Annotated in this window: 23 protein-coding genes; 7 read left to right on the top strand and 16 right to left on the bottom strand. The window is 65.8% G+C overall.

The window, feature by feature from the left end; all coding sequences use genetic code 11:
* Positions 1 to 43 precede the first annotated feature (43 nt).
* The 5 genes from LO55_RS19390 to cyoA are packed head-to-tail and all read right to left on the bottom strand — an operon-like array spanning position 44 to position 4,881.
* Positions 44 to 856 (bottom strand): SURF1 family protein, encoded by an 813-nt coding sequence (locus tag LO55_RS19390; protein ID WP_071362732.1) that lies wholly within the window; start codon positions 854 to 856, stop codon positions 44 to 46.
* Positions 857 to 1,234, bottom strand: a complete 378-nt coding sequence (gene cyoD, locus LO55_RS19385) for a cytochrome o ubiquinol oxidase subunit IV (protein ID WP_005670758.1) — start codon at positions 1,232 to 1,234, stop codon at positions 857 to 859. It lies immediately after the preceding gene.
* Positions 1,231 to 1,869, bottom strand: a complete 639-nt coding sequence (cyoC, locus tag LO55_RS19380) for a cytochrome o ubiquinol oxidase subunit III (protein WP_005670756.1) — start codon at positions 1,867 to 1,869, stop codon at positions 1,231 to 1,233. The genes cyoD and cyoC overlap by 4 nt, the downstream gene beginning before the upstream one ends.
* The gene (gene cyoB, locus LO55_RS19375; protein WP_005670755.1) at positions 1,862 to 3,871 is read right to left on the bottom strand and encodes a cytochrome o ubiquinol oxidase subunit I; all 2,010 of its coding nucleotides are present in this window, start codon (positions 3,869 to 3,871) and stop codon (positions 1,862 to 1,864) included. The genes cyoC and cyoB overlap by 8 nt, the downstream gene beginning before the upstream one ends.
* 2 nt (positions 3,872 to 3,873) lie before the next feature.
* A complete protein-coding gene (gene cyoA, locus LO55_RS19370) occupies positions 3,874 to 4,881 on the bottom strand; it encodes a ubiquinol oxidase subunit II (protein WP_005670754.1) in 1,008 nt (335 codons plus the stop codon).
* A gap of 144 nt (positions 4,882 to 5,025) precedes the next feature.
* Between cyoA and LO55_RS19365 the strand changes: the two genes are divergently transcribed.
* Positions 5,026 to 6,369 carry an MFS transporter gene (locus tag LO55_RS19365; protein ID WP_005670752.1) on the top strand — a complete coding sequence of 448 codons (1,344 nt, stop codon included), beginning with the start codon at positions 5,026 to 5,028 and terminating at the stop codon, positions 6,367 to 6,369.
* A 76-nt stretch (positions 6,370 to 6,445) separates the two neighbouring features.
* On the opposite strand, the gene LO55_RS19360 is transcribed toward LO55_RS19365, so the two are convergent.
* The 5 genes from LO55_RS19360 to LO55_RS19340 form a co-directional block, all read right to left on the bottom strand.
* Positions 6,446 to 7,174: a hypothetical protein gene (locus LO55_RS19360; RefSeq protein ID WP_143054568.1), complete on the bottom strand. Its 729-nt coding sequence runs from the start codon at positions 7,172 to 7,174 to the stop codon at positions 6,446 to 6,448.
* 37 nt (positions 7,175 to 7,211) lie between these two features.
* Positions 7,212 to 7,928 carry an SDR family oxidoreductase gene (locus LO55_RS19355; RefSeq protein ID WP_071363877.1) on the bottom strand — a complete coding sequence of 239 codons (717 nt, stop codon included), beginning with the start codon at positions 7,926 to 7,928 and terminating at the stop codon, positions 7,212 to 7,214.
* A gap of 100 nt (positions 7,929 to 8,028) precedes the next feature.
* Positions 8,029 to 8,619 carry a TetR/AcrR family transcriptional regulator gene (locus LO55_RS19350; RefSeq protein ID WP_071362730.1) on the bottom strand — a complete coding sequence of 197 codons (591 nt, stop codon included), beginning with the start codon at positions 8,617 to 8,619 and terminating at the stop codon, positions 8,029 to 8,031.
* A gap of 73 nt (positions 8,620 to 8,692) precedes the next feature.
* Positions 8,693 to 9,601: a ZIP family metal transporter gene (locus tag LO55_RS19345; protein ID WP_071362729.1), complete on the bottom strand. Its 909-nt coding sequence runs from the start codon at positions 9,599 to 9,601 to the stop codon at positions 8,693 to 8,695.
* Between the two features lie 83 nt (positions 9,602 to 9,684).
* A complete protein-coding gene (locus tag LO55_RS19340; RefSeq protein WP_005670742.1) occupies positions 9,685 to 10,686 on the bottom strand; it encodes a manganese catalase family protein in 1,002 nt (333 codons plus the stop codon).
* 345 nt (positions 10,687 to 11,031) lie between these two features.
* On the opposite strand from LO55_RS19340, the gene LO55_RS19335 reads away from it, so the two are divergent.
* A complete protein-coding gene (locus LO55_RS19335) occupies positions 11,032 to 11,634 on the top strand; it encodes a hemerythrin domain-containing protein (protein WP_083415432.1) in 603 nt (200 codons plus the stop codon).
* Positions 11,635 to 11,692: 58 nt separating this feature from the next.
* On the opposite strand, the gene LO55_RS19330 is transcribed toward LO55_RS19335, so the two are convergent.
* The 5 genes from LO55_RS19330 to LO55_RS19310 all read right to left on the bottom strand — a co-directional run bounded on the left by LO55_RS19330 (position 11,693) and on the right by LO55_RS19310 (position 16,022).
* Positions 11,693 to 12,724 carry a patatin-like phospholipase family protein gene (locus tag LO55_RS19330; RefSeq protein WP_229410187.1) on the bottom strand — a complete coding sequence of 344 codons (1,032 nt, stop codon included), beginning with the start codon at positions 12,722 to 12,724 and terminating at the stop codon, positions 11,693 to 11,695.
* Between the two features lie 67 nt (positions 12,725 to 12,791).
* On the bottom strand, positions 12,792 to 13,529 hold the full coding sequence (locus tag LO55_RS19325) for an LrgB family protein (protein ID WP_071363875.1): 738 nt from the start codon (positions 13,527 to 13,529) through the stop codon (positions 12,792 to 12,794).
* The gene (locus tag LO55_RS19320; RefSeq protein WP_071362727.1) at positions 13,522 to 13,875 is read right to left on the bottom strand and encodes a CidA/LrgA family protein; all 354 of its coding nucleotides are present in this window, start codon (positions 13,873 to 13,875) and stop codon (positions 13,522 to 13,524) included. The genes LO55_RS19325 and LO55_RS19320 overlap by 8 nt, the downstream gene beginning before the upstream one ends.
* 110 nt (positions 13,876 to 13,985) lie before the next feature.
* On the bottom strand, positions 13,986 to 15,080 hold the full coding sequence (hppD, locus tag LO55_RS19315; RefSeq protein ID WP_071362726.1) for a 4-hydroxyphenylpyruvate dioxygenase: 1,095 nt from the start codon (positions 15,078 to 15,080) through the stop codon (positions 13,986 to 13,988).
* 33 nt (positions 15,081 to 15,113) lie between these two features.
* Positions 15,114 to 16,022 (bottom strand): LysR family transcriptional regulator, encoded by a 909-nt coding sequence (locus LO55_RS19310; protein WP_071362725.1) that lies wholly within the window; start codon positions 16,020 to 16,022, stop codon positions 15,114 to 15,116.
* A gap of 177 nt (positions 16,023 to 16,199) precedes the next feature.
* Between LO55_RS19310 and hmgA the strand changes: the two genes are divergently transcribed.
* From hmgA to LO55_RS19285, 5 genes are all read left to right on the top strand, one after another.
* Positions 16,200 to 17,507 carry a homogentisate 1,2-dioxygenase gene (gene hmgA, locus LO55_RS19305; RefSeq protein ID WP_143054567.1) on the top strand — a complete coding sequence of 436 codons (1,308 nt, stop codon included), beginning with the start codon at positions 16,200 to 16,202 and terminating at the stop codon, positions 17,505 to 17,507.
* Between the two features lie 132 nt (positions 17,508 to 17,639).
* Complete coding sequence (locus tag LO55_RS19300) at positions 17,640 to 18,965, top strand: hemolysin family protein (protein WP_071362723.1); 1,326 nt, start codon at positions 17,640 to 17,642, stop codon at positions 18,963 to 18,965.
* Positions 18,966 to 19,031: 66 nt separating this feature from the next.
* The gene (locus LO55_RS19295; RefSeq protein WP_071362722.1) at positions 19,032 to 19,838 is read left to right on the top strand and encodes a TlpA disulfide reductase family protein; all 807 of its coding nucleotides are present in this window, start codon (positions 19,032 to 19,034) and stop codon (positions 19,836 to 19,838) included.
* 59 nt (positions 19,839 to 19,897) lie between these two features.
* Positions 19,898 to 20,599 carry an MBL fold metallo-hydrolase gene (locus LO55_RS19290; protein WP_005670722.1) on the top strand — a complete coding sequence of 234 codons (702 nt, stop codon included), beginning with the start codon at positions 19,898 to 19,900 and terminating at the stop codon, positions 20,597 to 20,599.
* Positions 20,600 to 20,858: 259 nt separating this feature from the next.
* Complete coding sequence (locus LO55_RS19285; RefSeq protein ID WP_071362721.1) at positions 20,859 to 22,211, top strand: amino acid permease; 1,353 nt, start codon at positions 20,859 to 20,861, stop codon at positions 22,209 to 22,211.
* Here LO55_RS19285 and LO55_RS19280 read toward each other — a convergent pair.
* Entirely contained in the window at positions 22,208 to 22,771 is a 564-nt protein-coding gene (locus tag LO55_RS19280) for a S41 family peptidase (RefSeq protein WP_071362720.1), read from the bottom strand. The two genes, LO55_RS19285 and LO55_RS19280, sit on opposite strands and share 4 nt — an antisense overlap.
* Positions 22,772 to 23,011 lie beyond the last annotated feature (240 nt).

The raw sequence follows: 23,011 nt of genomic DNA, 5'->3' as shown, positions 1-23,011 counted from the left end.
CTGAGCTGCGGTCCGTGCTGCGGTTCGGCGTGCGCCGGCCGCTTCAATCGTCGGTGGCGCCGCGCCTGGCCTCGTAGCGGGCGACCCACCACGTGGCGGCGGCCACCATCAGGGCCAGAGCATACCAAGTGAGCGCGTAGACGAGGTGATTATTTGGGAAAGAAATCACGGTCAGGCCGCCGACCGCCGTTTCCGGCGCGTCCTTCGGGTCCTGGCCCTTGCCGGCGTCGACGAAGAACGGCGCGACCTTCGCAGGATCGAGGCCGCGCGCGGCGGCGATGGCGCCGACTTCGCGCGCGTACCAGCGGTTGTTGACGGGGTCGTTGTCGCGCAGGAAACCGCTTTTCGGTTCGGCGATGCGCAGCAGGCCGGTGACCGCGACCGGCGCGCCAGCGGCGGCCGCGCACGGGTCGCCAGCGGCCTTGTTGGCCGGGTACTGCTGCGCGATATTGCCGCTCGACGGAATGAAACCGCGGTTGATGAGAACGATGTGGCCCTCTTCCGTGCAGAACGGCGTGAGCAGCCAGAAACCGGCGCCGAGATCGGACAGCGCTTGCACCGGTGTGGTCAATTCGTAGAGATAGCGGCCCGACAGGCGTATGCGCCGGTATTCGTCGGACTCTTTCGAGACTTGCGGCCATTGCGCCACCGCGGGCGGCGCAACGGGGGCCGCATGAACGCGTGCGTCGACGCGTTCGATCAGGTCCAGTTTCCACTGCAGGCGAAACACCTGCCAGGTCCCCAGGCCGGCAAACAGCACGAACAGCAGCAGGGCCGCCACCGCCAGGGCGCGCCGCGCGAAGGCGGAGCGCTGAGGATGCGCCGGCGCCGCCGGCTGTTCGTGCACTGCTGCCATTTAGGTCATGTCGTGGGTGCTGTTCGGACCCATGCCAGGCATCATATTGGAATTCATATGATGCATGACCCAGATCGAACCGGCCAGCACGATGACCAGGATGACGATGGTCAGGATGGCGGCCATCATGTTCCAGCCGCCTTCCGACTTCGAGTTGAGGTGCAGGAAGTACATCATCTGTACGATCAGCTGCACGCCGGCGAAGGCCAGGATGACCCACTTGGTGGTCTCTGGCGCCAGCACGTTGCCCATCACCAGCCAGAACGGAATGATCGTCAGGATCGCCGACAGGGCGAAGCCGATCATGTAGTCCTTGGCGCTGTAGTGCGTCACGTAGACGTCGTGGCCATGATGGCCGTGGTCGTGGTGGTCGCTCATGGCAGGACTCCCATCAGATAGACAAAGGTGAAGACGAAGATCCAGATCAGGTCCAGGAAGTGCCAGAACAGCGACAGGCACGACAGGCGACGGAAGTTCTCCGGGGTCAGGCCGTGTTTGCCCAACTGGAAGAACAGGGTCACCAGCCAGATGAAGCCGAAGGTCACGTGCAGGCCGTGGGTGCCGACCAGCGCGAAGAACGCGGTCAGGAAGCCCGAACGCTGCGGACCGGCGCCCATGTGGATCAGGTGCTGGAACTCATAGATTTCCACGCACAGGAAGGCCAGGCCCAGGATGCCGGTCACGACGAGCCACATGCGGGTCTTGGCCAGGTTCTTCGCTTGCGCGGCGATCATGGCGAAGCCGAAGGTCAGCGAGGACACCAGCAGGAACGCGGTGTTCAGCGCGATCAGCGGCAGCTCGAACAGCTCGGCGCCGGTCGGACCGCCGGCGTACGAGCGGCCTTGCACCGCGTAGGTCGCGAACAGGGACGCGAAGATGAGGCAGTCGCTCATCAGGTAGAGCCAGAAGCCCAGCAGCGTGCCCTGCTCCGGGTGGTGGTCGCGGACGAAGTAACGTCCGCTCACGTCGTCGGCGACGCTGCCGCCGGTTACAGTTGCTTTAAGTTCAGACATGGCTTTCCAGCATACGGGTGCGCTCTGCTTCAGTACGGGCCACTTCTTCGGCCGGAATGTAGTAGTCGCGCTTGTAGTTGAAGGTATGGATGATGATCGCGGCCATCATGACGACGAAGGAAGCCACGGTCAGCGCCCACATGTGCCAGATGATGCCGAAGCCGACCACGCACGAGATCGCGGAGATCACGAAACCGGCGCCGGTGTTCTTCGGCATGTGGATCGCCACGAAGTCCTTCAGCGGACGACGATAGCCGTTCTTCTTCATGTCGGCGAAGGTGTCGTTGTCATGCACAACCGGGGTGAACGCGAAGTTGTAGTCCGGCGGTGGCGACGAGGTCGACCATTCCAGCGTACGGCCTTCCCACGGATCACCGGTGAAGTCACGCAGGCGCGCGGTGTTGCGGTCACGGAAGCTGACATAGACCTGCATCAGCAGCGCGGCGATACCACCAGCGATCATCAGCGTGCCCACGAACGAGATCTGGAACAGCCACTGCACCGAAGGATCGTCGAAATGGCTGACGCGACGGGTGTAGCCCATGAAGCCCAGGATGTACGGCGGGGTGAACGCGACCCAGAAGCCGATCGACCACAGCCAGAACGAGACCAGGCCCCAGAAACGGTCCAGCTTGTAGCCGAAGGCTTTCGGGAACCAGTAGTTGATACCGGCGAAGATACCGAACACGACACCGCCGATGATGACGTTGTGGAAGTGCGCGATCAGGAACAGCGAGTTGTGCAGCACGAAGTCGGCCGCCGGGATGGCCAGCATGACGCCGGTCATGCCGCCGATCACGAAGGTCAGCATGAACGACACGGTCCACATCATCGGCAGTTCGAAGCGGATACGGCCGCGGTACATGGTGAACAGCCAGTTGAAGATCTTGGCGCCGGTCGGGATCGAGATGATCATCGTCGTGATGCCGAAGAACGCGTTGACGCTGGCGCCCGAACCCATGGTGAAGAAGTGGTGCAGCCACACCAGGTACGACAGGACCATGATGACGCAGGTCGCGTACACCATCGAGGTGTAGCCGAACAGGCGCTTGCCGCAGAAGGTCGAGACGACTTCGGAGAAGATACCGAAGGCCGGCAGGATCAGGATGTAGACTTCCGGGTGACCCCAGATCCAGATCAGGTTGACGTACATCATCGGGTTGCCGCCACGGTCGCTCGTGAAGAACGCGGTGTCGAGCAGGCGGTCCATGCCCAGCATGGCCAGCACGGCGGTCAGGATCGGGAAGGTGACCACGATCAGGATGTTGGTGCACAGCGAGGTCCAGGTGAAGACTGGCATCTTCATCAGGTCCATGCCCGGCGCACGCATCTTGATGATGGTGACGATCAGGTTGACGCCCGACAGGGTCGTGCCGACACCCGCGATCTGCAGCGCCCAGATGTAGTAGTCGACGCCGACACCCGGACTTGCCAGGATGCCCGACAGCGGCGGATACGCCAGCCAGCCGGTGCGTGCGAACTCACCCACGAACAGCGATGCCATGATCAGCACGGCGCCCATGGTGGTCATCCAGAACGAGAAGTTGTTCAGGAACGGGAAGGCCACGTCGCGCGCGCCGATCTGCAGCGGCACCACGTAGTTCATCAGGCCCGTCACGAACGGCATCGCCACGAAGAAAATCATGATCACGCCGTGGGCGGTGAAGATCTGGTCGTAGTGGTGCGGCGGCAGGAAGCCGGCGTTGTCGCCGAAGGCGATCGCCTGCTGGGCGCGCATCATCAGGGCGTCGGCGAAGCCGCGCAGCAGCATGATCAGGCCCAGGATCATGTACATGATCCCGATTTTCTTGTGGTCGATACTGGTGATCCAGTCCTTCCACAGGGTGCCCCACAGGCGGAAGTACGACAGGATGGCCACGAGGGCCAGGCCGCCGACGATCACGCCTGCGAAGGTAGCGATCAGAATCGGCTCATGGAGCGGGATCGCGTCCCAGCCCAGCCGACCGAAGATGAACTTCGTCAAGTCGAATGATTCTTGCATGATTACTTCATCAAGGTATTAATAGGAGCGACGCACATTTCCAGCGCTTCCGCCAACTGCGACTTGCCGCCCTGCGATTGCTGGCGGATGGCGGCGGCCATCTGGTTGCGCTTCTCGTCTTCGTGCATCTGCTGGTTCATGCACATGCTGCCTTCCGCCACGCAGCGGTTGACGACACGGTTGAACAGCGCCGGCTCGACCTGGCCATAGTGGCGCACAGGCTCCTTGGCGGTCGGCTTTTCCAGCACCAGGTAGTCGGCGCGATCGAGGACGGCCGGATTGGCCTTCATTTCCTGCACCCAGGTGTTGAACTCTTCGTTGGTGACGCCTTTATAGGCGAACTTCATGTGCGAGAAACCGTCGCCGCTGAAGTTGGCCGACAGGCCGCGGTAGTCACCGGTCTTGTTCAGGACGGCGTTCAGTTCCGTCTCCATGCCCGGCATCGCGTAGATCATGCCGGCCAGGGTCGGGATATAGAAGGTGTTCATCACGGTCGAGGCGGTGATCTTGAAGCGCACCGGGGTGTCGATCGGGGTCACCAGCTGGTTGACCGAGGCGATGCCCTGCTCCGGATAGATGAACAGCCATTTCCAGTCCAGCGCCACGACCTGCACTTCGAGCGGCTTGGTCGATGCCGGGATCGGACGGTGTTCGTCCAGGCGTTCGAGCGGACGGTAAGGATCGAGCTTGTGGGTGCTGACCCAGGTGATCAGGCCAAGGACGATGATGATCAGGAGCGGCGCGCCCCAGATGATGAGCTCGAGCTTGGTCGAGTGGTCCCAATCGGGTTCGTACTTCGCGTTGGCGTTCTTGCGGTAGCGCCAGGCGAACAGGACAGTCAGGATCATCACAGGGACGATGATCAACAACATCAGCACAACCGATATGGTGATCAGATCGGCCTGCTGCTTCGCAATATCGCCGGTGGGATTCATGACGACCGTGTTGCAGCCGGCCAGCGCTGCAAGCGGAAGTAATGGGAGTCCGCGGCGGACAATTTTAGGAATCATGCTAGGTATCTAACGTTACATGGAAGGAGAACATGCTACTGTAATGCCAACGGTCGCCGAAGAACATTGGACACATTGTCCCACCTTTGCCGGAATGCAATTTCAACAACAGTGGCGACCGTCGACTTCTCTGGAGAACACAATATGCAAAGCACGACGACGTACGGCGGCGCAGGGGCCGCTCCAATCACACACCCGCACAGCGGGGCTCGCAACATCAATGCCAGGGATGCCCACGTCAGTCCCGGCGACATCGCCGTCGGCGTGGTCATCGGCCGTGCGGCGGAATACTTCGAGTTCTTCACGTACGCAATCGCGTCGGCGCTCGTCTTCCCTGCCATTTTCTTCCCGTGGGCCGACCGTCTCGACGCGACGCTGTATTCCTTCGCCATCTTCGCCCTCGCCTTCATCGCACGCCCGATCGGCACGGTCGTGTTCATGGCGATCCAGAAGCGCTGGAGCCGCGACATGAAGCTCGGCATCTCGCTGCTCATGATGGGCACCAGCACCGTCGTCATCGCCATGCTCCCGAGCTATAGTGAAATCGGCGCCACCGCGATCATCCTGCTGGCGGGCCTGCGTATCGCCCAGGGTTTCGCCCAGGGCGGTTCGTGGGATGGGCTGCCGTCGCTGCTGGCGCTCAGCGCACCCGAGAACAAGCGCGGATGGTACGCGATGCTCGGACAATTGAGCGCACCGCTTGGCTTCGTGATCGCGGCCGGCATCTTCGCCTTCCTGATCACCTATACGGCCGAAGAAGACTTCCTGACCTGGGGCTGGCGCTTCCCGTTCTTCGTGGCCTTCGCCATCAACGTGGTCGGCACCTTCGCCCGCCTGCGCCTGGCCAGCACGCCCGAATATTCGCGCCTGCTCGATTCGCACCACCTCGATCCGGCCCCGGTCGGCGAACTGGTGAGCAAGCAAGGCAGCAATATCGCCATCGGCGCCATGGCTGCCCTGGCCAGCTACGCCCTGTTCCACCTGGTGACCGTGTTCCCGCTGTCGTGGATCCAGCTCTACGATACCCGTCCGATGGACGAATTCCTGCACATCCAGATGTGGGGCGCCGGCCTCGCTGCGGTGGCCATGCTGATCTCGGGCATCGTCGCCGACAAGCTCGGTCGCCGCACCACCCTCGGCACCGCGGCGGCGCTGATCGCCCTGTATTCGGCCTCGATCCCGTTCCTGATCAATAGCGGCACCGGCGGCCAGAACGCCTTCATCCTGATCGGCTTCACCCTGCTCGGCTTCTCCTACGGCCAGGCGGCGGGCGCGACCACCTCGAACTTCCAGAAGGGTTTCCGCTACACCGGCGCGGCCCTGACGTCCGACCTGGCATGGTTGGTCGGCGCGGCCTTCGCACCGCTGGTCGCCCTCGGCCTGTCGGCCCACTTCGGCCTGGGCTACGTCAGCCTGTACCTGCTGTCGGGCGCGGTCGTCTCGCTGGCGGCGCTGAGCCTGAACCGCAAGCTGGAGATTCGCGACTGATGCCTGTCGCTTGACGTGATATGACGGCGGCCCTGCGGGGCCGTCGTTTTTTTATGGGGGCGCATCGCGGAGCGACTCAGTCGCGCGCCGTACGCCATTCCTGGGGGTTGGCCGGCTGCTCGTGTTCATGGCCGCAGTTCGTGATCCGCTGCTTGCCGTGCTTTTCGATCATGTCGATGCTGGTGGCCGGCGAGCGCTCCGTGATGCAATAGATGCCGAGGGCCGTCAGGACGCGAAAACGGCGCGCCCCATCGCCGCCATCGTTGACCAGTTCCACGATCTTGGGCGCCTCGTACCACTTGTTCGGCGCCAGCGCGGCGGCTTCCCTGAATTTGTTCGCCATGCGGATTTGCGGGCTGTCCGGCGGGGCGACGATGGTCGGCTTGCTGTCCTTGCGCACGGCGCGGTCCATGGCGCCGGCGTCGCGCATGGCTTGCTCGATCATCTGGCGCGCAGCGCCGGCAGCCGGTTCTGTCGTCGGCGCCGGCGCCGGCGCAGCCACGGCCTCGGCCGGAACGGGGGCCGCAATGGCTTCTCGTGCCGGCGTAGGCGGCGCGGAAGATGCCACGGGTCGTGGCGCGGCATGCGCGCGCGGGCGGTCAGGGGCCGTCTCGGCAACCACCGCCTCCGGCAAGCGCGGCTCGACCTGCACCCACTGGACGAAGTCCGCCTCGCCCTGCTCGGGCAAGCGGAGCTTGCGCGCCTGCTGCCAGCCGGCCACCAGCGCCGCATGGACCAGCAAGGTGAGGGCAAGGCCTGCCAGGCGGCTGTCCGGATCCTGGCGCGGTGGTCGGGTTGGGGGCATATGGCCCGAGTATAGCCGGCGCCGGACCGTCCATTACTCACGCATTGTTGCGCCTGACCTCTTCGGTGTAGATGCCTGGAACGCGCGACAGCCCGGCCTTCACCGCCTGGGTGAGTTCGTCGATCATGACTTCGTCGGCGCCCTCCTCCAGCGCCGTGTAGCCGCGCTCCACCACGGTGGCCGGGGCCAGCTTGGGCAATGCAATGTCGCGCGTCAGGTCGGTGTCGATGAAGCCCACGTGCAGTGCCAGCACCTGCGTGCCCTGCCCGCGCAACTCGTTGCGCAGCGCATTGGTCAGCCCCCAGGCCGCCGACTTCGACACCCCGTAGGCCGCCAGCATCGGCGAACTGATCCAGCTCGCCACCGACAGCACGTTCAGGAAGGCGCCGCCGCCGTTACGGGCCAGCACCGGCGCGAAAGCCCGGCTCATGCCCAGGATGCCAAAGACATTCGTCTCCAGCATCGCCCGTAGCGAGTCCTCGACCCCATCGGCCAGCACCTGCTGGAAATGGGCGATGCCGGCGTTGTTGATGACCAGGTCGACATCGCCCAGCTCGCGCGCCGCCGCCGCCACGCTGCCTGGATCGGTGACGTCGAGCCGGACCGGGGTGACGCCGGCCAGGGTGACACTGGCGGGATCGCGCGCCCCCGCATAGACCCTCCTGGCGCCGCGCGCGAGCGCCTGGCGCGCGAATTCGAGGCCCAGGCCACGGTTGGCGCCGGTGACGAGGACGGTGGCATTGTCGAGTTGCATGGCTATCCCTTTCTGGTTGGCGGCGTCATGGAATATGACGATCATCATATTCTAGTCCAGAAAAATGGGCTGCGTACTGACAGGGCTGGATGTGGCGACGCTAGCGCCCGTACTGGGCCAGCAAGGCGTCCCGACTGGCCGCCAGCATCGCACCGCCCTGCGGGCCGGGGCCGAAGGTGCGCGCGATCTGCAGGGCGCCGACCATCGCGCCGGCCAGCGCCAGGGCCGGGCCAGCGGCGTCGGTGCGCCCTTCTTCTTCCAGCGCCGCCTGGACCTGCCGCACCAGCCGCTCGATGCGGCTGCGCGCGACCTCGCGCAGCGGCGTTTCCTGGCGCGCCATTTCCGAGCCGAGCGCGCCGACCACGCAGCCCAGGCCCGACTCACGGGCAGCCAGGTGTTCTTCGGACAGGTAGGCCGTGACCAGCGCGGCCAGCGGGCAGGCGCCGTTCGCGCGCAAGGCGGCGGTGCGGCGATCGAGACTGTCCGTGGACGCCGCATCGGCATGCTCGAGCGCCTCGACCAGCAGCGCCTCGCGCGAGTCGAAGTGGGCATAGAAGCCGCCGTGGGTCAGGCCGGCGCCCTTCATGACGTCGGCCACGCCGACGCCCGCGAAACCGTCGCGCCGCAACGCGCGCGCCGCGACCTCGAGGATGCGCTGATGGGTTTGTTCCCGTTTGGAGGGGATGGTCATGCCGTGCTTGCCGTGTGTGGGATGATCCGCATGCTACGATCATCCCACCACGATGGTCAACGGTGGGCGAATGCTAGGACAGCGCCGTGTCGAGCACCGTCATCAGGATGAAGCCGAAGATCAGCGCGATGCTGGCCTGGGTGCCGTTGCCCGACTGGCGCGATTCGGGGATCACGTCGTTGACGATCACCAGCAGCATGGCGCCGGCGGCGGCGGCCAGCGCATACGGCAGCAGGCCGGCCGAGATGCCGATCAGGGCCACGCCGAACACGGCGGCGATCGGCTCGACCAGGCCCGAGGCCACGCCCATGGCGACCGCGGTCAGGCGGCTGTAACCGACGGCATGCAGCGCCAGGGCGACCACCAGGCCTTCGGGCACGTCCTGGATCGACACGCCGGTGGCGAGCGAGGTGGCTTTCTCGACGTCGATGCCGGCGAAGGCCACGCCGATGGCCAGGCCTTCGGGCAGGTTGTGCAGCGCCACGGCCCACACGAACAGCCAGGCGCGCCGCAGCGACACCTTGTCGGGCTCGTTGGACAGGATGCCCTCGGTGCGCACCGCGCGCCCGAGCAGCAGGATGGCGCCGGCGCCGAACATGATGCCGGCGCCGACCATGAGGCTCGATTCCCAGTTACCGGCGCCGGCCGTCTTGGCGGCGCTCAGGGCGGGGATCACGAGGGAAAACGCGGTGGCGCCGAGCATGACGCCGGCGCCGAAGCCGAGGAAGCAATCGTAGGTGCGCTTGGTGAAATTCTGTGCGAACAGGACCGGCAGGGTGCCCAGCGCGGTCGCCGCCGCCGCCGTGCTGCCGCCCGCCAGCGCCGCCAGCATCTTGGGATTGGCATTCATGATCTGCTCGATCATGCTGCCGAGCAGGACGAGGAAGCCGATGGCGCAGATGCCGAAACCGATGGCGCGGCGTGGGGTCAGCCAGCGCGGAAGGCCACGAGGGTGGTTGCTCTTGTCGGTTTGGATATCCATGCATATTCCTGTCAAAGACCGCGCCAGGCCGCCCCGCTCCCCGCGTGGGCGGCCGCCGGCGCGGCCGTACTACGAGGCGGGTATTACTTCAGCGGCTTGCCGCTGCCCATCGGGTTGCCGACACCGGTATCGTCGAGCGGACCGCCCTTGGAACCGACATTGGCGTCGCCCATGGCATTACCGCCCGATCCACCCATCGTACCACCAGTTGCCGATTGCATCATGCCTAATTCGGAGCCGGTACGCGGCGTGGCCGAGGGGTCGGACATGGTGCGCATCGCCATCTGCTTGAGCACGTCGATGTCGCCGGTCGGCAGGGCCACTTCGGCCTCGCCCGAGCCGCCGTCGACGGCCATCTGCTTCTCGCGGTCGCTGATGAAGTCCCAGTCGGCGCCCTGGTTCCAGGCGCCGCGCACCTCGCCCGGGCCCTGCGACATATTGTAGTAAACGCTGGCGAACGCCGGCACCACAGGCATTTTGCCCGGTGGGAAGTTCGGCTCCATCGCGTACAGCGCCTTCTCGAACGACTTCATGTGCGCCACTTCGCGCGTCATCAGGAAGCCCAGCGCTTCTTTCACGCCCGGGTCGTCGGTCAGCGCGATCAGGCGCTCATAGACGATCTTGGCGCGCGCCTCGGCGGCGATGTTCGAGCGCAGGTCGGCGGTCGGCTCGGTGATCGAGTCGATGTAGGCGGCGGTCCATGGCACGCCGGCCGAGTTGGTCAGCGGAGCGCCAGCGCCATACAGCACTTGCGTGATGTGGCTGTCGTTGCCCGGGCCGGTAATGGCGCGGTACATTTCGGCCTCGGTGTCGATGGCTTCGGCCAGGCGGCCCTTGGCGCCCTTGTTCAGCATGGCGACGATGTGGCCGATCACCTCCAGGTGACTCAGCTCCTCGGTCGCGATGTCGAACAGCATGTCCTTGCGGCCTGGATCGTCTTCGGCGACAGCCTGGGTAAAGTAGCGCATGGCCGCGGCCAGCTCGCCCTGCGGTCCGCCGAACTGCTCGAGCATGAGGTTCGCCAGGGCCGGGTTCGGCTCGCTGACACGGACTGTATATTGCAAGCGCTTGTTGTGTGCAAACATGACAGGTATCTCCGATTGAAGTGGAAGGTTCGTATCAACCTCGGCAGCCACGCGACCTGCGTGCACTGCCAATGGATAGGCTACCGCCGGGACCGGTAGCTCAATGACCCCATGTTCTCAGGTCGACAATGGATTGACCGTCAGGAGCACTCCCGTGTCCTTGTAGGACAAATGTGACAATCTGTTATTCCAAATAAACAATCCCCGAGTCAAGTCCATCTGCCGTCTCATGCGTGCGCCCGGGTGGGCCGGTCACTGACACGCCTCCGGCACGCGCTCCTACAGTCATCGGTGGCGGGGCCGGTCTACCATATTGTTCAAACAATCACGAACGGGGGTATTACCATGAATCTCAAGCAACTGAGCCCAAGCATTACAGACATGATCCGCTTCGACCACTCGCACGTGATGGTCACCTTCCACCAGTACTCCAAGGACAAGAGCCCGACCGTCAAGAAGGCGCTGGCCGATACCATCTGTGACGGCCTGGAAATCCACGCCACGCTCGAGGAAGAGATCTTTTACCCGGTGATGCGCCGGCGCGACGGCAGCGAGCCCTTCATCCACGAGGCCGAGCCCGAGCACGACGAAATGCGCCGCCTGATCGCCGAGCTGCGCGCCACCTCGGGCGCCGATCCGCGCCACGACGACCTGGTGATGGAATTGATGCGCGACGTGATGCACCACGTGGCGGAGGAAGAAACCAAGCTGCTGCCGGACGCCGAGGCGATCCTGGGCAAGCAGCGCCTGGCCGAGATGGGCGCCGAGATGACGCGCCGCCGCATGCAGCTGGTGGGACCGAAGGCCGGCAAGCTGGCCAAGGAACACCTCGTCGGCTTCTCGGGCAGCACCGCGGCGATGGTGGTCGGCGTGGCCGGCGCCCTGCTGGCGGCGTTCGCGCTCAAGCCGAAGAAGAATACCTGGAAGACGCAGCCGGCGAATACCTGATCGCCTGTTTCGCTTGCCGATAACGCCGCCGCTCGCGAGACCGGCGGCGTTTTTACATTCAGATCTGATCCGGGAAGAACACCGGCATCGGGTCGAGCGTCGACTTGACCCCGAGATGGGCGCCCTGCTCCCTGAGCCAGAGGTCGGCGGTCTCGACGCCCCGGTCGTGCAGCATTTGAAGGAAGGGCATCTCGGCATTCATCTTGGCCGAGATGCCGTGATCCTGCAGGTAGTCGTTGCCGCTGATGAGGTGCAGGTGTTTGCTGTTGGGCGCCGCGCCGGCCCCGCGGACCTCGTCGGGCAAGCCGTTCAGGTAGCGCAGCGCGCTGACCTCGCGCACGAAGCTGATGTTGAACGCGATCTCGTTCGAGCGGTTGGCGATGTCGGCGATATTGGTCGGCATGTCGCTGCGCGCGATCGGATTGTTCTGGATGATGATCAGGTCGCTGGCGGTCGAGTGCCGCATCAGCGGGTCCAGCGGCGGATTGGCGACGTAACTGCCGTCCCAGTACATCTCCCCTTCCACCTCCACCGCCGCGAACACCGTCGGCAGGCAGGCCGAGGCCACCAGGCGCTGCACGTCCATTTCCTGACGCCGGAACAGCTTGCCGGTGCCGGTGCGCACATTGGTGGCGGCGACGAACAATTGCAGTTCTTCGCAGTCGCGCACCCGGTCGAAGTCGATCATGCTGGCGAGGAAGTTGCGCAGAGGATTGAGTGTGAGCGGACCTTCACGCACCGGCCCCATCAGCGCCCCCATCATCTCCAGCAGGTGGTAGGCCGGCGAGAATTCCATCGTAAACGTGGGCGCCATGCGGTCGAGCGGGGTGCGTTGCAGCGGACTGAGGACCGCCGCGCTGCCGAGGGTGCGCCAGAACCGGTCGAGGGCGCGGCGCGCGCCCTCGCGGCCGCCACCGCGCGCGTAGCCGTCGGCCAGCACCACCGCGTTGATGGCGCCGGCGCTCGATCCGCTCAGGGCGTCGATGACCAGGTCGTCCTCTTGCAGCAGCCGGTCGAGCACACCCCAACCAAAGGCGCCGTAGGTGCCCCCGCCCTGGATGGCGAGGCTGATCGTCTTGTAAGTCGTCAAGATCTGCTCCATCGTGATTGATGGAGCGAGCTTAACGCGGCGCCCGATGTTGCGGCGCAGCGTAGCCTCAGGACATCCAGGCCATCACGAGCGGCACCAGCCACGGGGCCAGCAGCGCGGTCAGCGCGCCATTCAGGCCCATCGCCAGGCCGGCGAAGGCGCCCATCTCGGGGCTGACCTGGAAGGCGCGCGCCGTGCCGATGCCGTGCGAGGCCAGGCCCAGCGCGAAGCCGCAGGCGGCGTCCGAACGCACGCCCAGCAGCATGAAGACATAGCGTCCGAACACGGCGCCGAAGATGCCGGTCGCGATCACCAGCGCGGCCGTCAGCGCCGGGATGCCGCCCAGGCGCTCGGACACCGCCATCGCGATCGGCGAGGTGGCCGATTTCGGTCCCAGCGTATATGCCAGCTCCGGCGTCGCGCCCAGCAGCAGCGCCACCACCACGGCCGACACGATGGCCGTCACGCTGCCGGCCAGCAGCGCGGCGCCCAGCGGCAAGGCCGCGCGGCGCAGGCGCGGCAGCTGGCGCACGAGCGGCACCGCCAGCGCCACGGTGGCCGGGCCGAGTAAGAAGTGGACGAACTGGGCGCCGGCAAAATAGCGCTCGTAGGACATCCCGGTGAGCCACAGCAGCGCCACGATCAGGGCGACCGCGATCGCAACCGGATTGGCCAGCGGCGAGGCCTTGCACAAGGCGAGGATGCGCTGCGCCGCCAGGTAGGCGCACAGGGTCATGGTCAGGCCCAGGAGCGGCGAGGCGGAAAGGTAGACCCAGAAATGGCTGAACTCGGCGAAATCAGGCATCGCCATCCCTGCTCCCATTGTCCATCCCGCGCAGGATCAGGCCGGTCACGGCCAGGGCTAGCACGGTGCTGCCCACGAGCGAGGCCAGGATCGCGATCCAGTGGCCGCTGCCGCTGCTGGCGGCGACCAGGATGCCGACGCCGGCCGGCACGAACAGCAACGACAGGTGCGACAGCAGCGTATTGGCGGCCCCCTCGACCAGCGCCTGCAGCTTCGGCATGGCCAGCAACGCCGCCATCAACAGCAGCATGCCGGCGACCGGCCCCGGCAAGGGAAGATGGAAGACGAATACGATGCCTTCGCCCAGGCACTGGAACAACAACAGGACCGCGAACGCAGCCAGCATACCTCTACTCCTGACGCAGGACGGCGGCCGCGTAGCGCACCCGGCCGCCGAAAAGTGTACAGGATAGCAAATCCCGCGGCCGTGCGTGCGTACGCCGGCCACGCAAAGCGTCAGGCTTCGGCCGTCGCGTGCGCCCCGGCGATCGCGCCGCGCTTGACCTGGTCGCGCTCGATCGACTCGAACAAGGCCTTGAAGTTGCCTTCGCCGAAGCCGTCGTCGCCCTTGCGCTGGATGAACTCGAAGAACACCGGCCCCAGTTGCGGCACGCCGAAGATCTGCACCAGCAGGCGCGCATGGCCGTCCTTCACGGCGCCGTCCAGCAGCAGGCCGCGCACCTTCAGCGCCTCGGCATCCTGGCCATGGCCCGGAATGCGTTCGTCGAGCATCTCGTAATAGGTGTCCGGCGGCGGCGCCATCAAGGGCACGCCGGCCGCGCGCAGCTTGTCGACGGTGTCGATCAGGTCGTCGGTGAGCAGTGCGATGTGCTGGATGCCCTCGCCATTGAACTGCATCAGGAATTCCTCGATCTGACCACCGCCGGCCTTGCCTTCCTCGTTCAGCGGAATGCGGATCTTGCCGTCCGGCGCCGTCATCGCCTTCGAGGTCAGGCCGGTATATTCACCCTTGATGTCGAAGTAACGGATCTCGCGGAAGTTGAACAGCTTCTCGTAGAATCCGGCCCAGTAGGACATGCGGCCGCGGTAGACGTTGTGGGTCAGGTGGTCGATGATGGCCAGGCCATGGCCCACCGGGTTGCGGTCGACGCCGTCGATGAACTCGAAGTCGATGTCATAGATCGATTTTCCCTCGTCGAAGCGGTCGATCAGGTACAGCGGCGCGCCGCCGATGCCCTTGATGGCCGGCAGGCGCAGTTCCATGGGGCCGGTCGGGATCTCGACCGCCTGGGCGCCCAGTTCGAGGGCGCGCGCATAAGCCTTGTGGGCGTCCTTGACGCGGAAGGCCATGCCGCAGGCCGACGGGCCGTGCTCGGCCGCGAAATACGCGGCATAGCTCTTCGGCTCGTTGTTGACGATGAAGTTGATGCCGCCCTGGCGGAACAAGGCCACGTCCTTGGAGCGGTGGGTTGCCACCCTGGTGAAGCCCAGCGCCTCGAACACCGGCTCCAGCACGCCCGGCGTGGGCGATGCGAACTCCACGAACTCGAAGCCCATCAGGCCCATCGGATTGTCGAACAGGTCTGCCATTGTCTCTTCCTTTAGTTAAGCATTGTTATTGACTCACGTTTCCGCGAACACGTCGGCCAGGAGTCCGCGCAACCACTGGTTGCCCGGATCCTGGTTGAAGCGGCGGTGCCAGAAAATATTCGTCTGCAGCGGCGGCAGGTCGAGCGGCGGCGTCGCCCATTCGAGCCCGAACGGCACGGCCGCGCGCTCGGCCAGTTTTTGCGGCACCGTCACGACCAGGTCGCTCGTGCTCACGATATACGGCACCGCGGTGAAATGCGGCACTCGGAATTTCGTTGTCTGTCCGATGCCGGCCCTGGCCAGCGCCGCGTTCACCCGGTCGTAGGGACTGTCGGCCGCGTCCACCAGCAGATGCTCGGCTTGCGCGAAGCGCTCGAGGGTCAGTTCGCCGCGCGCCAGCGGGTGCCCCTTGCGGAACATGGCCACGAACGGCTGGCGGAACAGGTGGCGCTGGTACAGCGCCTCGGACACGTCCTCGAACGGCCCGACCGCCAGGTCGACCCGCCCGCCTTCCATCTCTTCCTTGAGCGACAGCGTCCCCACCCGCACCGAGCTGATCTCGACGTGGGGCGCCAGCTGGCGGCAGCGCTCGATCAGCGTCGGCATGAAATACACTTCGCCGACGTCGGTCATGGCCAGCATGAAGCGCCGGTTGCTGGTGCCCGGTTCGAAGCGGCTGCGCTGGTTCAGGGCCAGCGCCACCTGCGCCATCGCCGCCCCGATCGGCTCGGCCATCTGGCTGGCCAGCGGCGTGGGCTGCATGCCGCTGGCGGTGCGCACGAACAGCTCGTCGCCGAAGCTGCGCCGCAGCCGCGCCAGCGCATTGCTCACGGCCGACTGCGACAGCCCCAGGCGCCGGGCGGCCGATGAGATCTGGCGCTCCCTGTATACCTCCTGGAACACCGAGAGCAGGTTCAGGTCTATATCGTGTGCTTCGATCATGGATTTCCCGGGCTGCCGGCCGGACCGGCGTGACACGCATTGTCCACATCCCGGCGCTCGCCCGACAGTAATATTGATGATATGAATAGTCTACATTTATCTATTCATCTCGTAAAAGATGGCGGATTATTCTAGAGTGGCGCCATCGAAGATGCTATCCACCGTCCAGGAGACCCCATGAGCCACGAGCCCGGCCATCCGTCAGCCTATATGAGCGGTTTCGGCAACGAGTTCGCCACCGAAGCCCTGCCCGGCGCCCTGCCCCGGCACCGCAATTCACCGCAGCGCGTGGCCTATGGCCTGTACGCCGAGCAGCTGTCCGGCACCGCCTTCACTGCCCCGCGCAGCCACAACCGGCGCTCGTGGCTGTACCGCATCCGCCCGGCGGCGGTGCATGGCAGTTTCGTGCCCCTGGATGCCCCGCGCCTGATGGGCCGTTTCGATACGCCCGTCCCCCCGAACCAGCTGCGCTGGGGCCCATTGCCGATGCCTCATGCTCCGACCGATTTCATCGACGGCTGGGTGACCATGGCCGGCAACGGCTCGCCCGAATCGATGAGCGGCTGCGCCATCCATATGTACGCGGCCAATCGCGGCATGGATGGCCGCTATTTCTATAACGCGGACGGGGAATTGCTGCTCGTACCACAATCTGGCCGGCTGTCGATCGCGACCGAGCTGGGCCTGCTGGAGGTCGAACCGCAGGAAATCGCCGTGATCCCGCGCGGCGTGCGCTTCCAGGTGCTGCTGCCCGACGGCGCGGCGCGCGGCTATATCTGCGAGAACTTCGGCGCCCTCCTGCGCTTGCCTGACCTGGGCCCGCTCGGTTCCAACGGCCTGGCCAACCCGCGCGACTTCCTGACGCCGAGCGCGCGCTACGAAGACCTGGAAGGCGACTTCGAACTGGTGAGCAAGTTTGGCGGCCGCCTGTGGCGCGCCCCAATCGGCCACTCGCCGCTGGACGTCGTGGCCTGGCACGGCAACTACGCGCCTTATAAATACGACCTGCGCCACTTCAATACGATCGGCTCGATCAGCTACGACCACCCCGATCCGTCGATCTTCCTGGTGCTGCAGTCGCCGTCGGACACGCCGGGCGTGGACACGATCGACTTCGTGATCTTCCCGCCGCGCTGGCTGGCGGCCGAGGACACCTTCCGCCCGCCCTGGTTCCACCGCAACGTGGCCAGCGAATTCATGGGCCTGATCCACGGCGCCTACGATGCCAAGGCCGAGGGCTTCGTGCCGGGCGGCGCCAGCATCCACAACTGCATGAGCGGGCATGGTCCGGACGCCGCCACCTTCGACAAGGCCAGCAGCCTGGATACCAGTCGCCCGCACAAGGTGGGCGACACCATGGCCTTCATGTTCGAGACCCGCGCCGCCCTGGCGCCGACGGCGCAGGCGCTGGCCTCGCCCCAGCTGCAGGGCGATTACCAGCAGTGCTGGGCCGGCATCCGCAAGCACTTCCGTCTCGAGCCTTGAGCCGGCAGTGAAGCGCGCAGCGCACGCAGCGGTGTTCCCGCATTTTGTCATTTATGCCATGATTCGCGGGCAGGCCATGGTGGCCTGCCCGGCCACGGCCCGGCACGACCGGTCATGGGGCAAGAGCCCAGCATGTCAGACATATTGATCATCCTCGTTCTCATCCTGTTGAACGGGGTGTTCGCGATGAGCGAACTCGCGCTCGTCTCCGCCAAGCGCATGCGCCTGGAACGGCGCGCCGAAGAAGGCAGCCGCGGCGCCCGCACCGCGATCGCGCTGGCCGACAATCCCAGCCACTTCCTGTCCACCGTCCAGGTGGGCATCACCCTGATCGGCATCTTCACCGGCGCCTTCGGCGAAGCCTCGCTGGTGTCGCGCCTGACGCCGCAGATCGAGACCATCGGCTTCCTGGCGCCCTACGCCTACGAGATCGCGCTGTTCGTGGTGGTGCTGGCGATCACCTTCGTCTCGATCGTCCTGGGCGAGCTGGTACCGAAGCGCATCGCGATGCGCCATCCGGAGACGATGGCGACCCTGATCGCCCCGCCGCTGAACATGCTGTCGGTGATCATGTCGCCGTTCGTCAAGGTGCTGTCGCTCACCACCGAGGCGATCGTGCGCCTGTTCGGCATCCACGACGCCAAGGAAGAAGCGCCGACCGAGGAAGACATCACCGGCATGTTCAAGGAAGGCACCGACGCCGGCCTGTTCGAAAAGACCGAGTACGACATCGTCTCGCGCGCGCTGCGCCTGGACGACCGCCACCTGAAGGCGCTCATGACGCCGCGGGTCGACCTGGTCATGATCGACCTCGACGCCGAGCGGCGCGACACACTGGAGCTCATCAGCTGCCACAACTACAGCCGCTTTCCCGTGTACCGCGGCGACCGCGCCCAGATCCTGGGCTACGTGAAGGTGCGCGACCTGCTGGCGCAGTCGGTGCGCCATGGCTCGCTCGAGGCGGTCAATATCGAGCACGCGGTGTCCGATATACTGTTCGTGCCCGAGACCGTGAGCGCGATGGTGCTGCTCGAGCTGTTCAAGAAGAACCGCGCCGAACTGGCCCTGATCGTCGACGAGTACGGCGACATCCAGGGCATGGTGACCCTGTCCGACGTGATGAGCGCCCTGGTGGGCGACGTCACCGTGATCGGCGAAGAGAACGATCCGGACGCGGTGCAGCGCCAGGACGGCAGCTGGCTGCTCGACGGCGGCGTGGACCTCGACCGCTTCCGTGACCTGATGAACACCGACGTGCGCTTCCCGGACGAAGGCACCGGGGCGTACCACACGCTGGCCGGCTTCGTGCTGTACCAGTTCGGCTACATCCCAAAGACGTCCGAGTTCTTCGAATGGGACGGCTACCGGATCGAAGTGGTCGACATGGACGGCAACCGCATCGACCGCATCCTGGTGCAGCAATTGCCCACGCCGGAACCGGTCGCCGAAGAGACCTGACCACGGTCCGGCGCGCCGCGCGCGGCGAGCAAGTATACTTGTGCTTTGAACCGCACAAGGATCGGCATGGACGTCGTCAGGCTCGGCCCCCTCATCATTCCGCTGTCGGCGGCGCTGGTCGTGCTGGCCCTGCTGGCGGCGACCACCACGGCCGACTGGCTGCGCCGCCGGCGCGGCCATGACGCCGGCACGGTGCTGTGGCGGATGATCGTGGCGGGCTTCGTCGCCGCGCGCGCCGTGTTCGTCCTCAAGCACCACGACATCTACATCAAGGCGCCATGGAGCGCGCTGGACATCCGCGACGGCGGCTTCGAGCCGGTGGCCGGCCTGATCGTCGCCTGCGTGATCGGCGCCGAACTGACGCGGCGCCGCGCCGAATTGCGCCGTCCGCTGCTGGCCAGCGTGCTGGCAGGCGGCGCGGTCTGGATCGGCGGGCTGGTGGCGGCCCAGGCGCTGGCGCCGCCGCGTCCGCCGATGCCGGACCTGATGGTGCGCCGGCTCGACGGCAGCGAGGTGCCGCTCCGTAGCCTGGCGGGTCGCCCGCTGGTGGTCAACCTGTGGGCCACCTGGTGTCCACCATGCCGGCGCGAGATGCCCGCCATGCAGGCGGCGCAGCAGGCCAACCCGGACATCGGCTTCGTGTTCGTCAACCAGGGCGAGTCCAGCGTGGTGGTGCGGCGTTTCCTGGCCACCCAGCAGCTGCGCCTGCAGAACGTCGTGATCGATCCGGCCGGCCAGGTCGCGGCGCGCACCGGCGCCGCCGGCTATCCCACCACCCTGTTCTACGACGCCGACGGCAAGCTGCGCCTGCGTCACGTCGGCGAGCTGTCGGAGGCGACGCTGAAGGACAAGCTGACCAGCCTGCGGCCTTGAAGCGCCTACCCGCCGCCGGCGACTTGTGGTACAACAGCGCGGCAACCGAGGAGATGTCTATGCAAGTCAATCCGATCCAGCTGTTCGACGCCGAATCGTCGACTTTCACCTATATTCTGGCCGCGCCGGGCAGCATTGATGCCGTCATCATTGACCCGGTCGACCGCCATTTCACGCGCGACCTGGCGCATGTGGAGCGCCTCGGCCTGCGCCTGACCCATGTGCTGGAAACCCATGCCCATGCCGACCACGTGACCTCGGCCGGCCGCCTGCGCGCGCAGACGGGCGCCAAGGCTTGCGTGCCGAGCGGCTGCGACATCCCGCCGGCCGAAGTCCAGCTGCAAGATGGCGACCAGGTCCGCTTCGGCCTGCACGAGCACATCGCCGTGATCCACACGCCCGGCCACACGGCCGGCAGCATGTGCTATCTATGGCGCGGCAATCTGTTCACCGGCGACACCCTGCTCATTGACGGCTGCGGTCGCACCGACTTCCAGAGCGGCAGTTCGGAGAGCCTGTACGACAGCGTCACCCGCAAGCTGTTCGCCCTGGACGACCACGTACGGGTGTGGCCGGGCCACGACTACAAGGGCCAGTCGGTGTCGACCATCGGCTGGGAGCGGCGCCACAATGCGCGCCTGGCCAACCGCAGCCGCGACGACTTCATCGCCCTGATGGCCGCGCTCGACCTGCCGCGCCCGCGCATGATGGACGTCGCCGTGCCGGCAAACCGCAACCTCGGCCTGCCGCACAGCGTATGACGGATGAAACGCGACGGATCAGTAGCGCCAGGTGCGCTTGGGCGCCGGTGGGCGCTTCATGACCTTCGTTTGAAACTGTTTCCAGATCAGCCCGGCCAGGGCCATCATGATCATCTTGCGCATGGTTTCTCCTCGTTGGTGATCGGCGACATGCCGTTGCCGCCAGCATAGCCCGAGCCCGCACTTGGCGGCGCAGGTTTGCCTGGCCCAAAGGATGCAGTAGAATCCCTGTCTTTCTGGCAAGACCACGAGACGGACCATGGCCGACGGGCACAACGAACTCAAGCGCGGGCTGAAGAACCGCCACATCCAGCTGATCGCCCTCGGCGGCGCCATCGGCACCGGCCTGTTCCTCGGCATCGCCTCCACCATCCAGATGGCCGGCCCCTCGGTGCTGCTGGGCTATGCGATCGCCGGCGCGGTCGCCTTCCTGATCATGCGCCAGCTCGGCGAGATGATCGTCGACGAGCCGGTGGCCGGCTCCTTCAGCCACTTCGCCGACAAGTATTGCGGGCGCTGGGCCGGCTTCGTCTCGGGCTGGAACTACTGGGTGATGTACATCCTCGTCAGCCTGGCCGAGCTGACCGCGCTCGGCATTTATATGCAATACTGGTTCCCGGAACTGCCGACCTGGGTCTCGGCGCTCGGCTTCTTCGTGCTGGTCAACTGCATCAGCCTGCTCAACGTGAAGGCCTTCGGCGAAATGGAATTCTGGTTCGCCGTGATCAAGGTGGTCGCGGTGGTCGGCATGATCGTGTTCGGCGTCTACCTGCTGGTGGGCGGCGGCGCCGGCCCCGAGGCCGGCGTGGCCAATCTATGGCAGCACGGCGGCTTCTTCCCGCACGGCGTGGCCGGCCTCGCGATGGCGATGGCGGTGATCATGTTCTCCTTCGGCGGCCTGGAGCTGATCGGCATCACCGCCGCCGAAGCCGACGACCCGGCGCGCACGATCCCGCGCGCCACCAACAACGCGCTGTACCGGATCCTGATCTTCTACATCGGCGCCCTGGCCGTGCTCCTGATGCTGTACCCGTGGCAGAAGGTGGTCACGGGCGGCAGCCCCTTCGTCCTGATCTTCCAGGCGCTCGACAGCGGCTGGGTCGCCAACGTCCTCAACCTGGTCGTGCTGACCGCCGCGCTGTCGGTGTACAACGGCTGCGTGTATGCCAACAGCCGCATGCTGTTCGGCCTGGCCGAACAGGGCAATGCGCCGGCGTCGCTGAAGTACACCAACCGCCGCGGCGTGCCGCTGGTGGCGCTGGGCGTGTCGGCCGTGGCGACCGGCTCGGCGATCCTGATCAATTATTTCCTGCCGCGCGAGGCGCTGGGCATGGTGATGACGCTGGCCACGACCGCCCTGGTCCTGAACTGGGCCATGATTTCGTGGAGCCATCTGCGTTTTCGACGCAGCAAGGACCAGCTCGGCGCGAAGACGAGCTTCCGCAGCCCCTGGTTCCCGCTGTCGAACTACGTCTGCCTGGGATTCGTCGCCCTCCTGCTGGTCGTGATGCTGCTGACGCCCGGCCTGCGTATCTCGGTATTCCTGATTCCGGTATGGCTGGCGGTGCTTGGCGTGGGCTACTGGCTGCGCGAGCGGCGCAAGACCCGCTAATTGGCTGGGCCTGGCGCATCCCCTTCGAGCAGCGACCGCGGCGCACTGCCGGAAGGCGGGTCGAGGATGAAGCGCGGCAGGGTCAGCGTGAGGCCCGTATGCGGCAGCGCGACGTCGCGGATGCCGCCTGATTGCGAGCGCCTGGCGGCGCCGCCCGCGCCGACCAGGGTCGCGAAGCCGAAATCGTGCATCACGTTGGCGAACAGGATGGCGGACGAATACGTTCCAGGCCCGATCCGCACATAGGTCTTGCCCGCGAAGCACAGCGGATTGTCCGGCTGCGGCTGGCGCCAGGTCGCGATTTCCCCCTGCATGGGCTTGGCCGGCGCACCCGCTGGAGCGCGCGCCAGGCCGCGATAGGTCGAGCCGGTCCGGTAGGGTTGCGTGGCCAGATACGGCATCAAGCCGTCCAGCCACACCACGTCGTCGCCTCCACCGTTCTTGCTGACGTCGATCACCAGGCTGGTCACACCCTGCGCCCGGATGCGGGCGAAGGCGTCGCGCGTAAACGCCAGGAATGGCGCGGGATCGGCCAGGCCGAAGGTGTCGACCGTCAGCACCGCCCGCCCAGCGTGCTTAAAGTAGCCTTGTCGGTCAGCTCATCGGGAATGCACGCATGCTACCGCCGCCCTTTCTGCACGGCATGCGGTTTGCGACGAAATGCACGATTGGGCGACGAATGCGGCCAAACGCCGCCCGGGCACGCATAGGCGTGCGTCCGTTTAGCCAAGCCCAACGACCTGCCCGCTCAATGCTCTATTGTCATCCGTGCACCCCAGCGCTGTGCGGCGCACCCATGC

Source organism: Massilia timonae (assembly GCF_001866515.1).
GTDB lineage: Bacteria > Pseudomonadota > Gammaproteobacteria > Burkholderiales > Burkholderiaceae_D > Telluria > Telluria timonae.
The sequence above is the reverse complement of the archived record's forward strand: the minus strand, read 5'-3'. Positions and strand labels throughout refer to the sequence as shown.

What these genes read in the sequence shown, in the direction of transcription:
- LO55_RS19390 (WP_071362732.1), bottom strand. Translation starts at nt 856, where the DNA reads ATGGCAGCAGTGCACGAACAGCCGGCGGCGCCGGCGCATCCTCAGCGC.
- cyoD (WP_005670758.1), bottom strand. Translation starts at nt 1,234, where the DNA reads ATGAGCGACCACCACGACCACGGCCATCATGGCCACGACGTCTACGTG.
- cyoC (WP_005670756.1), bottom strand. Translation starts at nt 1,869, where the DNA reads ATGTCTGAACTTAAAGCAACTGTAACCGGCGGCAGCGTCGCCGACGAC.
- cyoB (WP_005670755.1), bottom strand. Translation starts at nt 3,871, where the DNA reads ATGCAAGAATCATTCGACTTGACGAAGTTCATCTTCGGTCGGCTGGGC.
- cyoA (WP_005670754.1), bottom strand. Translation starts at nt 4,881, where the DNA reads ATGATTCCTAAAATTGTCCGCCGCGGACTCCCATTACTTCCGCTTGCA.
- LO55_RS19365 (WP_005670752.1), top strand. Translation starts at nt 5,026, where the DNA reads ATGCAAAGCACGACGACGTACGGCGGCGCAGGGGCCGCTCCAATCACA.
- LO55_RS19360 (WP_143054568.1), bottom strand. Translation starts at nt 7,174, where the DNA reads ATGCCCCCAACCCGACCACCGCGCCAGGATCCGGACAGCCGCCTGGCA.
- LO55_RS19355 (WP_071363877.1), bottom strand. Translation starts at nt 7,928, where the DNA reads ATGCAACTCGACAATGCCACCGTCCTCGTCACCGGCGCCAACCGTGGC.
- LO55_RS19350 (WP_071362730.1), bottom strand. Translation starts at nt 8,619, where the DNA reads ATGACCATCCCCTCCAAACGGGAACAAACCCATCAGCGCATCCTCGAG.
- LO55_RS19345 (WP_071362729.1), bottom strand. Translation starts at nt 9,601, where the DNA reads ATGGATATCCAAACCGACAAGAGCAACCACCCTCGTGGCCTTCCGCGC.
- LO55_RS19340 (WP_005670742.1), bottom strand. Translation starts at nt 10,686, where the DNA reads ATGTTTGCACACAACAAGCGCTTGCAATATACAGTCCGTGTCAGCGAG.
- LO55_RS19335 (WP_083415432.1), top strand. Translation starts at nt 11,032, where the DNA reads ATGAATCTCAAGCAACTGAGCCCAAGCATTACAGACATGATCCGCTTC.
- LO55_RS19325 (WP_071363875.1), bottom strand. Translation starts at nt 13,529, where the DNA reads ATGCCTGATTTCGCCGAGTTCAGCCATTTCTGGGTCTACCTTTCCGCC.
- LO55_RS19320 (WP_071362727.1), bottom strand. Translation starts at nt 13,875, where the DNA reads ATGCTGGCTGCGTTCGCGGTCCTGTTGTTGTTCCAGTGCCTGGGCGAA.
- hppD (WP_071362726.1), bottom strand. Translation starts at nt 15,080, where the DNA reads ATGGCAGACCTGTTCGACAATCCGATGGGCCTGATGGGCTTCGAGTTC.
- LO55_RS19310 (WP_071362725.1), bottom strand. Translation starts at nt 16,022, where the DNA reads ATGATCGAAGCACACGATATAGACCTGAACCTGCTCTCGGTGTTCCAG.
- hmgA (WP_143054567.1), top strand. Translation starts at nt 16,200, where the DNA reads ATGAGCCACGAGCCCGGCCATCCGTCAGCCTATATGAGCGGTTTCGGC.
- LO55_RS19300 (WP_071362723.1), top strand. Translation starts at nt 17,640, where the DNA reads ATGTCAGACATATTGATCATCCTCGTTCTCATCCTGTTGAACGGGGTG.
- LO55_RS19295 (WP_071362722.1), top strand. Translation starts at nt 19,032, where the DNA reads ATGGACGTCGTCAGGCTCGGCCCCCTCATCATTCCGCTGTCGGCGGCG.
- LO55_RS19290 (WP_005670722.1), top strand. Translation starts at nt 19,898, where the DNA reads ATGCAAGTCAATCCGATCCAGCTGTTCGACGCCGAATCGTCGACTTTC.
- LO55_RS19285 (WP_071362721.1), top strand. Translation starts at nt 20,859, where the DNA reads ATGGCCGACGGGCACAACGAACTCAAGCGCGGGCTGAAGAACCGCCAC.